At 69.0% G+C, this 12,677-nt stretch carries 8 protein-coding genes; 4 read left to right on the top strand and 4 right to left on the bottom strand.

Translation table 11 applies throughout. The annotated features are described in order from the left end of the window. Positions 1 to 72: 72 nt before the first annotated feature. The 4 genes from treY to GR168_RS14290 form a co-directional block, all read right to left on the bottom strand. Positions 73 to 2,424 carry a malto-oligosyltrehalose synthase gene (gene treY, locus GR168_RS14305; protein ID WP_159371023.1) on the bottom strand — a complete coding sequence of 784 codons (2,352 nt, stop codon included), beginning with the start codon at positions 2,422 to 2,424 and terminating at the stop codon, positions 73 to 75. Positions 2,425 to 2,429: 5 nt separating this feature from the next. Then, positions 2,430 to 4,826, bottom strand: coding sequence for a glycogen debranching protein GlgX (gene glgX / locus GR168_RS14300; protein WP_238995095.1), 2,397 nt, complete (start codon positions 4,824 to 4,826; stop codon positions 2,430 to 2,432). 310 nt (positions 4,827 to 5,136) lie between these two features. Beyond that, positions 5,137 to 7,314: an acyltransferase family protein gene (locus GR168_RS14295; RefSeq protein ID WP_159371021.1), complete on the bottom strand. Its 2,178-nt coding sequence runs from the start codon at positions 7,312 to 7,314 to the stop codon at positions 5,137 to 5,139. A 159-nt stretch (positions 7,315 to 7,473) separates the two neighbouring features. Further along, on the bottom strand, positions 7,474 to 8,031 hold the full coding sequence (locus GR168_RS14290) for a TetR family transcriptional regulator (RefSeq protein ID WP_055476563.1): 558 nt from the start codon (positions 8,029 to 8,031) through the stop codon (positions 7,474 to 7,476). A 132-nt stretch (positions 8,032 to 8,163) separates the two neighbouring features. Between GR168_RS14290 and GR168_RS14285 the strand changes: the two genes are divergently transcribed. The 4 genes from GR168_RS14285 to bioB are packed head-to-tail and all read left to right on the top strand — an operon-like array spanning position 8,164 to position 12,657. Continuing rightward, positions 8,164 to 9,492, top strand: coding sequence for an adenosylmethionine--8-amino-7-oxononanoate transaminase (locus GR168_RS14285; protein ID WP_159371020.1), 1,329 nt, complete (start codon positions 8,164 to 8,166; stop codon positions 9,490 to 9,492). Next, positions 9,489 to 10,688, top strand: a complete 1,200-nt coding sequence (locus tag GR168_RS14280; RefSeq protein ID WP_159371019.1) for an 8-amino-7-oxononanoate synthase — start codon at positions 9,489 to 9,491, stop codon at positions 10,686 to 10,688. The genes GR168_RS14285 and GR168_RS14280 overlap by 4 nt, the downstream gene beginning before the upstream one ends. Continuing rightward, positions 10,685 to 11,623: an ATP-dependent dethiobiotin synthetase BioD gene (bioD, locus tag GR168_RS14275; protein ID WP_159371018.1), complete on the top strand. Its 939-nt coding sequence runs from the start codon at positions 10,685 to 10,687 to the stop codon at positions 11,621 to 11,623. The genes GR168_RS14280 and bioD overlap by 4 nt, the downstream gene beginning before the upstream one ends. Then, positions 11,620 to 12,657 (top strand): biotin synthase BioB, encoded by a 1,038-nt coding sequence (bioB, locus tag GR168_RS14270; protein WP_058251749.1) that lies wholly within the window; start codon positions 11,620 to 11,622, stop codon positions 12,655 to 12,657. Before bioD ends, bioB begins: the two co-directional genes overlap by 4 nt. Positions 12,658 to 12,677: the final 20 nt, after the last annotated feature.

The raw sequence follows: 12,677 nt of genomic DNA, 5'->3' as shown, positions 1-12,677 counted from the left end.
ACACACTCACCGGCAATGGACGAGCGCGCCACCGATTCGGGGGCGCGCTCGTCTATCAGTGGTGGGTGGGCGTCACGTTCGGACGAGTATCGCCACGGGGTGTTCGGCACGGGCCGAGGCGAGGTCGACCGATCCCTCGTACACCGACCCTGTTCGGTCGTCGCGCCACCGGAACCCCGGGGGCAGGGCGATCGACGTCGCGGCCGCGGCATCGTGGTCGAGGCTGTGGGTGAACCGGGCGGTCACCACGACGACCGAGGGGGTGTCGCCGGTGCCGCGCACGAACGCGATGGTGTGGTCGGCGGCGGGCCCGTCGGCGGTCAGTCGCTGATAGGTGCCCGCAACGGCGAACGCATCGGGATGCGCGGCCCGGGCACGGAGAGCTGCCTGGACGAGTCGGGTCTTCGGGTGCTCGGTCGACCGGCCGAAGTCGACCGGTCGTCGATTGTCGGGATCGACGAGGGAGTCCTCCCACCACTCGGTGCCCTGATAGATGTCGGGGACCCCGGGCCCGAGGATCGCGATCGCCTTGCGCGCCAGCGCTTCCTGCTCCCACGCCGGTCCGATGCGGTCGACGAGTTCGGCGACCGAGGATGCGACGTCCCCGCTGGTGACCTGGCCGATCCAGGTCTCGACCGCGGCCTCGAACTCCTCGTTCACCTCGGTCCACGTGGTGCGCAGACCGGCCTCGCGAGTCGCCTTACGGGCGTACTCGATCAACCGGCCCCGCAACTCATCGGTGACCGGGTCCTCGGTGGGCCAGACCCCGACGATGTTCTGCAGCAGAAAATAGCCGGTCAGGTCATCCGGCACGTCGGTCTCGCGCCAGACCTCCTCGACGAGCTGGGACCAGCGGTCGGGGATCTGGGCGAGCACCGCGATCCGCGCGCGCACGTCCTCACCGCGTTTGGTGTCGTGCGTCGACGTGGCCGTCATGGCCAGCGGCCACCGCGCGGCGCGCTCGGCGTTGTGCTCGTGGAAATCGGCCAGCGACATGACGGGATTCGCGGGATCGCCACCGACCTCCTGGGCGGAGACGAGCCGGGCCGTCCGGTAGAACAAGCTGTCCTCGACGCTCTTCGCGGTCACCGCTCCGCAGGTCTGCGCCAGCCTCGATGTCGCCTCGCCGGGCACCGCCGTCTCCCGCACGATGAGGTCGATCGCGGCACGCAGTTCGGGTTTCGCCTCGGCGATCCCGGTGGCGACGGCGAGTAGACGTGGACGCAACGACGGGTAGTCCGCCCGGTAGACCCCGAGCGCGGCGATCAGTTCGGCGCAGGCGGTGGCGATCACGTCCGGATCCGAGGCCGGTGATCCCTCGACGCGCGTGGTGACGGCGCGCACGAGACGTCTGAGCTCCGCCGGGAACGACTCCCGCACGGTGCGGAGTTTGCGATCGTGCTCGGCGGCCTCCACCCACCGCGCGTCACCGCTCTCGCCGGTGATCCGTTCGTGTAGCTCGGTGAGCTGGGCGACGCCGGCCGGCGCCACGAACACGGCATCGATCACGCGCATGTGGTCGTACCCGGTGGTGCCCTCGACCGGCAGTGTCGGTTCGAGGGGCTCATCCGGCGCCAGGATCTTCTCGATGTAGAGGAGACGGTCGTCGCCCACGTCCGCTCGCAATCGGCGCAGATAATCCTGGGGGTCCCACAGACCGTCCGGATGATCCACGCGCACACCGTCGATGAGGTCGGCGTCGAGCAACTCACGCAGCCACTGGTGCGTCGCGTCGTAGACCTCCGGGTCCTCCTGGCGCAGACCGGCGAGTTCGTTGACCGTGAAGAACCGCCGGTAGCCGATCAGGCCGCTGTTCCACGGCACGAGCCGATAGTGCTGGCGGGAGTGGACCTCACCCGGTGTTCCGCCGGCGCCGGGAGCGGAGCGAGCGGGCCGAATGTCTCCCGCGGTGCCGGGAGCGATCGGGAACGCGTGATCGTAGTACCGCAGATTCCCGTGCTCGTCGATCTCGAGCGGGCTCAGGTCCCCATCGGCGGCGACGATCGGCAGGGCCAGCTTCCCGTCGGCACCGTTGTCGTCGCTGAAGTCGGCGTCGAAATAGTGCGCGTACTCCGATGCCGGGCCGTGGCGGAGCAGGTCGGCGAACCACGGGTTGGCGAGTGCATCGGCGACCCCGGTGTGGTTCGGGACGATGTCGATGATCAGACCCAGTCCGCGTCGGGCTGCGGCGGAACGCAGTTCGCGCAACCCGTCGATCCCGCCCAGCACGGCGGAGACCGCCGGCGGCGGCAACCAGTCGTAGCCGTGCGTAGACCCGGCCGACGCCGTACCGATCGGGGAGAGGTAGACGTGGCTGATCCCCAACTCGACGAGGTGGTCGAGAATCCCCGCTGCATCGGCGAATCCGAAGTCGCCGTGTAGTTGAAGCCGGTACGTCGCGTGCGGGGTCGGGCGGTTGCTCATACGAGTCACGAGGTCTTTCGCAGGACCAGGACGGAGCGGGCACCGACGGACACCGACTCGCCGGCGGAGGCCGTCAGTTCGCTGTCCCCCACGGGATGCGTCGTGTCCAGTTCGCCGACCCACTCGTTGCCGTACCACGTCGGCGGGAGGGTGAAGTCCAGGTCCTCGTAGTGGGCGTTGAAGCAGATGAAGAAGGAGTCGTCGACGACCAGCTCGCCGCGTTCGTCCTTCTCGCCGAGTCCGTTTCCGTTGAGGAACACGGCAAGGCTCTTGCCGAACCCGCTGTCCCAGTCCTCGGCGGTCATCTCCTGGCCCGCGGGCGTGAGCCAGGCGATGTCGAGTGCCTGGTCGCCCCACCGGATCGGCTTGCCGCCGAAGAACTTACGACGCCGGAAGACCGGATGTCCGGTGCGCAGCGCGATGGCCTTGCGGGTGAACTCCAGCAGGTCGGCGTTCTCCTCGGCGAGAGTCCAGTCCATCCAGGACAATTCGGAGTCCTGGCAGTAGACGTTGTTGTTGCCCTGTTGCGTACGCCCGATCTCGTCGCCGTGTGCGAGCATCGGAGTGCCCTGCGACAGGAACAACGTCGCCAGGATGTTCCGCTGCTGCCGTGCGCGCAGTGCGTTGATCTCGGGATCGTCGGTGGGTCCCTCGACTCCGCAGTTCCACGACCGGTTGTGGCTCTCGCCGTCCCGGTTGTCCTCGCCGTTGGCCATGTTGTGTTTCTCGTTGTAGGACACCAGGTCCCGCAGCGTGAAACCGTCGTGGGCGATGACGAAGTTGATGCTCGCGAGCGGCCGTCGGCCGGTCGCCTCGTACAGATCCGACGATCCGGTGAGCCGGGAGGCGAACTCGCCCAGGGTGGACGGCTCGCCGCGCCAGTAGTCGCGGACGGTGTCGCGGTACTTGCCGTTCCATTCGGTCCAGAGCGGCGGGAAGTTGCCCACTTGGTAACCACCCTCGCCGATGTCCCAGGGCTCGGCGATCAGTTTCACCTGACTGACCACCGGGTCCTGCTGCACCAGATCGAAGAACGCGGACAGCCGATCGACGTCGTGCAGTTCGCGGGCCAGCGTGGACGCGAGGTCGAAACGGAAGCCGTCCACGTGCATCTCGAGGATCCAGTACCGCAGCGAATCCATGATGAGCTGCAGCGTGTGCGGATGACGACCGTTGAGGCTGTTGCCGGTTCCGGTGTAGTCCATGTACATCTCGGGATCGCCGTCGACGAGCCGGTAGTAGGCGGCGTTGTCGATGCCGCGGAAGGACACGGTGGGTCCGAGGTGGTTGCCCTCGGCGGTGTGGTTGTAGACGACGTCGAGGATGACCTCGATGCCGGCGTTGTGGAACTCACGCACCATCGCCTTGAACTCGGTCACCGCGCTGGCCGGCTGGTCGGGGTTCGACGAGTACTCGATGTGCGGTGCCAGGAATCCGAAGGTGTTGTAGCCCCAGTAGTTTCGGAGACCCTGATCGCGCAGGACGAAGTCCTGCATGAACTGGTGCACGGGCATCAGTTCGATGGCGGTGATGCCCAACTCCTTGAGGTGATCGATGATCACCGGATGGCACAGCCCCGCGTACGTGCCGCGCAGGTACTCGGGGATGTCGGGATGGGTCGCGGTCATGCCCTTGACGTGCGCCTCGTAGATGACCGTCTGGTGGTACGGACGATTGGGCGACCGGTCGTTCTGCCAGTCGAAGTAGGGGTTGATCACCACCGAGACCATGGTGTGCCCGAGTGAGTCCAATTGCGGCATCGGATTGACCGGCTCGGCATCGGGGATGTCCTCGTGCTCCGCGGGCGCGGCATCGGCGTCGGACTCGCCTGCCTCAGCGGCGGGATCGGCCGCATCGCCTGCCTCGGTCGTCGGCTCGTCGGCATCGTCGACCGCGCCCTCGTCGGTCCCGCCACCGCCGGTCCCGGTGTCGGCGGCCCCGGTCTCGGGGGTTTCGGATGCGTCGTCGTCGACGGCCGATTCGTCGGTGTCCTCGGGCGGCGTCGGGAGCGGGTAGGAGAACAGCGATGCGTCGCCGTCGAAGTCGCCGTGGAAGGCCTTGCCGTACGGATCGAGCAGGAGTTTGCTCGGGTCGCAACGCAATCCCCGCGACGGGTCGTACGGGCCGTAGACGCGGAAGCCGTAGAACTGGCCGGGACCGACGTTGGGCAGATAGCAGTGCCAGCAGTAACCGTCGACCTCTTCGAGCCGGATCCGACGCTCGTGGCCCTCGCGGTCGATCAGGCACAGCTCGACGGCTTCGGCCACCTCGGAGAACAGCGAGAAATTCGTTCCCACACCGTCATAGGTGGCGCCGAGGGGGTATGGAGTACCCGGCCACACCGGGATCGGGGCCGGTTCCGGTTGGACCAGCGCCTCGGCCTGGATCGGGTCGGACGGCATCGGTACGGGGTCGGCGATGGTCTTGCCGCCGCTCGGAGGTGCTGCCGTCGTCGAGGTGGTGTCGGACTCCGGTGCGCGGGGCTCCGAGGGGGAGCCGGGATCGGCAGTGGAATCTGAATCGGGAGTGGAGTCGGGATCACCCGGCTGTTCACCGGGGGCCGGCGGTCCGGTCTTACCCGCCTTCGACGACGTCATGGGTCGACCCTAGTCGCGTTGCCGCGGACGGTCATCTCAGGACGCGGCCGGTCGGGTCAGATGTGGGCTGCCCCACCCGCCGCTTCCCGAGGAAGCCCGCGACTTCCGCCGACCGTCACGGCACCGCGGGACCAGCCCACGGCAGTTGCGCCTCCATCTGGCGCCCCAGCTCGTCGGTGAGGCTGCGGACATAGGTCGCACTCAGGTGGTGCGGGTCTTTGTAGACGGTGATGTTGCCGACGATCGCCGGGCACCGCTCGGCATCGCAGATCCCGTCGGACATGTCGAGGGGGTGGAAGTCGGGTCGCGTGGCGGCCAGCTCCGCCGCCGGGTCCTCGGGTGAGAGGACAGCACTGCGGCGCGACCCGCAGCTCTCGGCGTCGCCGCCGTCGGCGAGGCAGATCGGGGTGTCGATGGTGCCCTTCGCGTTCTTCGGCCACGGGGTGTCCCGCATGCCCAACACCGGCACCCCGGCGTCGAGGAAACGGTCGAAGATCGGCACGTAATCCGGTGGCACCCAGTCGCCGGGTTCGTAGTCCCGCGGTCGCGTCGAATTCGTCAGCACCGCGTCCGGCTTGTCCGCGATGACGCGGTCGATGACGCGCTGTCCCCAGTCGTAGCACTCCGGGTAGGGCACGCCGCGCTGTTTGGGTACCCGGTTCGTCGACAGCGGGCACCCCATCTTGAGGTAGGTCTTCACCTTGAAACCGTTGCGCTTGCCGAGGGTGTCCAGCGCCGAGATCCACATCTCGGCATGCGATCCGCCGGCGAGCGCGATGGTGCGCGTCGCGGTCGGATCGCCGTAGGTGCCGACGTGGATCTCGTTGTCGGTGAAGTCGCTCATGTACCCGTCGGTGGAGGTCTCGGGGAAGTCCTTGATGACCTCCAGCGCCGACGGTTGTGGGTCGAGGGCGGGCACCGGCCAGCCGTCGAGCAGTGCTCGGGCCCCCGGGTACGACCTCGGGTCGAGGTTCTTGGTGTCGACGACGATGTTCGCGACGTGCCGCTCCCACACGGTGATGCCGACGCCGGTGACGAGCGTCGCCACCACGAGGATCGAGGTGACGACCGACGTGTACGACAGCCACCGCGACCGTCCGTCGCGGCGGCCGCGGCTCAGCGCCGAACGATCGCCGCCGCGCAGCGGGTCCTCGATGTAGCGCTTGGTGAGCCACGCGAGCCCGACCGACGCCGCGAGGATGAGCACGCCCTCGACGAAGTTGGCATGGTTCTTGTCGCGCCAGGTCAGGTAGAAGATCAGCAGCGGCCAGTGCCACAGGTACAGCGAATACGCGATCGTCCCGAGCCAGACCGGCCACCTGCTCGCGAGCCAGCGGTTCGTGACGGGCATCTCGGTGGCCGCGGCATGGGACCCCCGAGGTGGCTTCTGCAACGCCGTCGCGCCCGCCCAGATGATCAGCAGTGTCGCGCCGACCGGCACCAGCGCCATCGGACCGGGGTAGGCGTTGACACCCTCGATCCAGAACCCGCAGCTGACGATCAGCGCGAGCGCGAAGACGGTCGCGATGTTGCGCAGCCAGTTCGGGATTCGCAGGGACGGCAACCAGATCGCGAGCAGGCCGCCGGCCAGCGGTTCCCACAGACGGGAGATCGTGTCGTAGTAGTTGTACGGCTGGTTGATCGCCAGGCCGCGGTGCGCCCAGTAGAACGAGGCGAGCGCGACGACCAACACCGCGCCGCCGACGAGGAACCTGATGACCCGCGGGTCGGCGAACGGCCGGGCGACGCGGGCACCGACCTTGAGCAACGCCGCGAACGCGAGGGCGACGAGCAGGGTCAGGACGAAGAACTGGCCCTGCACCGACATCGACCAGATGTGCTGCAGGGGGCTGTTCGCCGAACTCGCGGCGAGGTAGTCCTGGGAGTTCTGCGCGAGATACCAGTTCTGGTAGTACAGCGCGCTCGCGATGACCTCGCGGCCGACATTGGCCCACCGGGTCTGCGGGAGGATCAGCAGGGTCAGCACCGTGACCGCGATCAGGACGGTGAGCAGCGCCGGCAGCAGCCGTTTGAGGAGACGTTTGAGCCGTGGCCACGGGTTGAGCGTGTCGCGGAAGGAAACGTGCGGAGCCTGGCTCGTGATCGCGTGCCGCAGCAGCGACCCGACGAAGAAATATCCCGAGAGGGTGAGGAAGACGTCGACGCCGCCGGAGACCTTGCCGAACCACACGTGGAAGCAGGCGACGAGGGCGATGGCGATACCGCGCAGGCCGTCGAGGTCGGTGCGGTATGCGGGCGTCGTCGGCGTCGAGGGGGACGACTCCGGCGCCACTACTCGCGTCGTCGATGCCACAGGGCGTGTTCTTTCCGGTGGGGGACAGATCGGTCTCGGGGCCGGGATGACCGGCTAGCAATGTACTCGCCGAAGCTGTGAAACACCGATTCGGACGACCGCGACACTCGCGCACCGGTCTGCGGGGCCGCGCGGGGTTCACCGCGAGCGGCGCGTCCGGGCTCCGTCGAGGATGATGGCCAGCCCGTCGCGGAACTCGCCCGCGAAGTCGCGACCCGACGGCCCGGTGACACCCAGACGCTCCATCTGCGCGCGCGTCTGTTCCTCGATGGTGAGCCCGATGACCAGCTGACACAGTGCGGTGCTGACCGCCTCGGCGTCGCGGACGGACAAACCGCCGGCCGTGCCGGCGGCGATGATGTCGGCGGTGATGGCCTTCGACGACAGGCCGCTGGCCCAGCTCGACGACACGACCTCGGCACTGTCGGGAACTCCGAGGAGCGCGCTGCGCATGTCGGTCGCGAGCAGATCGAGGCGCTCGTCCCAGGCCAGCGAGGTGTCGGGGATGGCGACCGCACCCAGGATGTCGTCGGCGAGCGCGGCCAGCAAGGTCTGCTTGTTGGGGAAGTGCCAGTACAGCGCGTTGGGGCGGACGCCGAGTTCGGTGGCGAGGCGTCGCATCGACAGGTCGGCCAGGCTGTGCTCGCCCAGGATGTCGCGGGCGGCGCGCAGAACGTCGGTGCGACTGTTGCTCACCCGCGTCAGCGTAGTGACCCCGGAGGCAGGGCATCGAACCCCGGGCCTGTACAGCGTTCAGGACTCCCTGTACGGTGTTCAGGGTCCTGGACGGTGTCCAGGACTGCGTAACGACAGTCCGGGAGGTGCCTCATGGATCACGACGCGATCAGTCGCATCGACGCCGACCACATCTGGCACCCCTACGGTGCGCTGCCGGCGGCCACCCGGCCGTTTGTCGTGGCCTCGGCCTCGGGTGCCCGCCTCGAACTCGCGGACGGCCGATCGGTGGTCGACGGGATGAGCTCCTGGTGGGCGGCGATCCACGGTTATGGACACCCCCGACTCGACGCCGCCGCGGCGGCTCAGCTCGGTCGGATGTCGCACGTCATGTTCGGCGGTCTGACCCACGAACCGGCCGCCCGGCTGGCGCAGCTCCTCGTCGAGATCACCCCGGCCGGCCTGGAGAAGGTGTTCTTCTGCGACTCGGGGTCGGTGACGGTCGAGGTGGCGGTCAAGATGGCGCTGCAGTACTGGCGCAGCCGCGGTCGGTCCGGCCGCACGCGTCTGCTCACCTGGCGTGGCGGCTACCACGGCGACACCTTCACCCCGATGAGCGTCTGCGATCCCGACGGCGGCATGCACGCGATGTGGAAGGGTGTTCTCGCACAACAGATCTTCGTCGACGCCCCGCCGGCCGAGTTCCGGCCCGACTACGTCGCCGAGTTCGAGCGCACCGTGCGCGCGCACCGCGACGAGCTCGCCGCGGTCATCGTCGAACCCGTGGTCCAGGGCGCGGGCGGCATGCGATTCCACGACGCGGCATATCTGCGTGCGCTCCGGGAGATCTGTGACCGCCACGACGTCCTGCTGATCTTCGACGAGATCGCGACCGGATTCGGCCGTACCGGAACGTTGTTCGCGGCCGACGCCGCCCCGGGGGCCGACGCGGCGCCGGGCACCGGCGTCGCTCCCGACATCATGTGTGTCGGCAAGGCGCTCACCGGTGGCTACCTCACGCTCGCCGCGACCCTGTGCACGTCCGAGATCGCTCAGGTGATCAGTGCGGGGGAGGCGGGCGGACTCGCGCACGGCCCGACCTTCATGGCCAACCCGCTGGCCTGCGCGGTGGCCGTCGCAGCGATCGAACTGCTGCTGGAAACGCCGTGGGCTGAGCGGGTCTCGGCGATCGAGCGGGGGCTCCGCGACGGACTCGAACCGCTGCGTGATCGCCACGGCGTCGTCGATGTGCGGGTCCTCGGCGCGATCGGCGTCGTCGAACTCGATCGCCCGGTCGACATGGTGGCGGCCACCGACGCGGCCGTCGAGGCCGGGGCATGGCTGCGGCCGTTCCGCAATCTCGTCTATACGATGCCGCCGTTCATCTGCACACCCGATGACATCGGGGTGATCGTGCGCGGAGTGTCCGCTGCCGTGCATGCCACGGTCGGCGATCGCGAGCCGGCGGTGGTGCGGTCATGACTTCGATTCAGGTGCAGCCGGATTCGAGGGTCGACGGCGATGCGCGGGTCAGCGGCGGGGGAGAGATCGGTCTGGCGTGGCTGGCCGGCGCCGCCCGTGCGCGCGCCGAGGCCGGCCTGCATCGCAGCCCACACGTCCGCAGGGCGGCCGGCGACGAGATCAACCTCGGTTCCAACGACTACCTCGGGTTGTCGACCCACCCAGCGGTGATCGCCGGTGCGCGGGCCGCCGCGGAACGGTGGGGAGGTGGCTCGACCGCGTCGCGCCTCGTCGTCGGCACCACCCAGGCACACGTCGATCTCGAGCACGATCTCGCCGACTTCCTCGGATTCGATGCGGCACTCGTCTTCTCGTCCGGCTACCTGGCGAATGTCGGTGCGATCACCGCGCTGGCGACGCGCGGCGACCTGATCGTCAGCGACACCGGCACCCACGCGTCGCTGATCGACGGCTGCCGGTTGTCGCGTGCCCGGGTGGTGGTCGTCGACCGCGGCGACCACGAGGCGGTCCGGCGGGCCCTCGCCGAACGTACCGAGGACCGGGCGCTCGTCGTCACCGACTCGGTGTACAGCATCGACGGTGAACCGGCGCCGGTCGCGGATCTGTATGCCGCGGCACGCGCACACGGCGCCGTCCTGCTCGTGGACGAGGCCCACGCTCTCGGGGTGCGTGGGCCGGGTGGTCGGGGACTCGTTGCCGAACGGGGACTTTCGGGTGCTCCCGATCTCATCGTCACGACCGTGCTGTCGAAGTCGCTCGGCGCGCAGGGCGGTGTGGTCCTCGGGTCGGAGCTACTGCGCTCGCACCTCATCGACTGCGCCCGCACCTTCATCTTCGACACCGGCCTGAACCCGGCCGCGGTCGGCGCCGCGCATGCCGCACTGACGATCTTGCGGGCGCAACCCGGGTTGCCGGACCGACTGCGCGACAACGCCCGTCGCCTGGCGCTCGCCTGTGGCGTCGAAGAGCCCGCCGCGGCGGTCATCTCGATCGTCGTCGGGGATCCGCAACGCGCGGTGGCGGCTGCTGCCGCGTGCCGGGACCGTGGCGTCCTCGTCGGGTGTTTCCGTCCGCCCTCGGTCCCGGTCGGGACTTCGAGGCTGCGGATCACGGTGCGCGCCGACCTCGATGCCGCTGCCCTCGACCACGTGGCCGCCGTCGTCGACGCCGCGCTGCGCGAAGTCGGTGCACGGTGACCGCCGCACGCCGCGGCAGGGTCCTCGCCGTCACCGGGACGTCGACCGACGTCGGGAAGACCGTCGCCACCGCGGCACTCGCCGCTGCCTGCCTGCCCCCTGAGGTGGCCGACCCCCTGCTCCCTGAGGTGGCCGACCCCCTGCTCCCTGAGGTGGCCGACCCCCTGCTCCCTGAGGTGCGAGGAGCGCAAGCGTCTGCCCATCCTCTGCTCCCTGAGGTGCGAGGAGCGATAGCGACGAGCCACGAAGGGCGCGTCGCTGTCTGCAAACCCGTCCAGACCGGCGTCGGTCCCGACGAACCCGGCGACCTCGCCGAGGTGCAACGCCTGGCGGGCGACGTCACCGCGGTCGAGCTCCTCCGCTACCCGGAACCCCTCGCGCCCGACACTGCCGCGCGCCGTGCCGGGATGCCACTGGCCGATCCGGCGGTGATCGTCCGCGCCGTGGACGATCTGGCCGCGTCACACGACCTGACCCTCGTCGAGGGTGCCGGCGGAGTGCTGGTGCGACTGGGGGAGTCGGCCACGATCCTCGACATCGCCGCGGCGACCCTCGTTCCCGACACCGTCGACGGTGTGGTGGTCGTGGTGGCGCCGGGGCTGGGCGCGCTGAATCACGCCGAGCTCACCGTGAACGCGGTGCGGGCGCGCGGTCTGCGTCCCGCCGGACTCGTGATCGGTTGGTGGCCGGACGATCCCGACCTCGCGATGCGGTGCAACCGCACCGACCTGCCGCGGGTGACCGGGGTGCCGGTCGTCGGGGTCCTGCCCGCCGGCGCCGCGCACCTCGAACCCGACGAGTTCCGCCGCCACGCAGCGTCGTGGTTCGACGACGAGTGGCTCGCGACCCTTTCACCCAGCCATCCGGAACAGCTCGTCCGGACGCCGAAACACGTTCCCGCAGCGGAACAATCATCCAAGGAGTATCACCAGTGACCCAGGCAACAGTCGACGCCGCCACCTCGGCACCGGCGTCGGACGACATCCTCGCCATCGCCCGTGACCAGGTGCTCGACCGCGGCGAGCCGCTCGATCAGGAGCAGGTTCTCCGGGTTCTGCGGTTGCCCGACGACCGGCTGACCGAACTGCTCCAGCTCGCCCACGATGTGCGGATGCGCTGGTGCGGGCCCGAGGTCGAGGTCGAGGGCATCATCTCGCTGAAGACCGGCGGGTGCCCGGAAGACTGCCATTTCTGTTCCCAGTCCGGACTTTTCGCCTCGCCGGTACGAAGTGCGTGGATCGACATCCCCTCCCTCGTCGAGGCGGCCAAGCAGACCGCGAAGACCGGTGCGACCGAGTTCTGCATCGTCGCGGCGGTCCGCGGTCCCGACAAGCGGCTGCTCAGTCAGGTCGCGGCAGGTATCGAGGCCATCCGCAACGAGGTCGACATCCAGATCGCGTGCAGCCTGGGCATGCTCACCCAGGAGCAGGTCGACCAGCTCCGCGACATGGGTGTGCACCGTTACAACCACAATCTCGAGACCGCGCGCAGCCACTTCCCGAACGTGGTGACGACCCACACGTGGGAGGAGCGCTGGGACACCCTGCGCATGGTCCGGGAGGCGGGCATGGAGGTCTGCTGCGGCGGCATCCTCGGTATGGGCGAGTCCCTGGAGCAACGGGCCGAGTTCGCCGCCGAACTGGCGACGCTCGAGCCCGACGAGGTGCCGCTGAACTTCCTGAACCCGCGCCCCGGCACCCCGTTCGGCGATCTCGACGTGCTGCCGGCCGCGGAGGCCCTCAAGTCGGTGGCTGCCTTCCGTCTGGCGCTGCCGCGCACCATCCTGCGCTTCGCCGGCGGTCGTGAGATCACACTCGGCGACCTGGGGGCCAAGCAGGGCATCCTCGGCGGCATCAACGCCGTCATCGTCGGCAACTACCTGACGACCCTCGGCCGGCCCGCCGAGGACGATCTCGATCTCCTCAGTGATCTGTCCATGCCGATCAAGTCGTTGAACGACACGATCTGACGGGTTCGTCGCAGTGATGG

Source organism: Gordonia sp. JH63 (genome assembly GCF_009856645.1).
GTDB classification, from domain to species: Bacteria; Actinomycetota; Actinomycetes; order Mycobacteriales; family Mycobacteriaceae; genus Gordonia; species Gordonia hongkongensis.
This window is presented reverse-complemented; position numbering and strand designations above follow the sequence as displayed.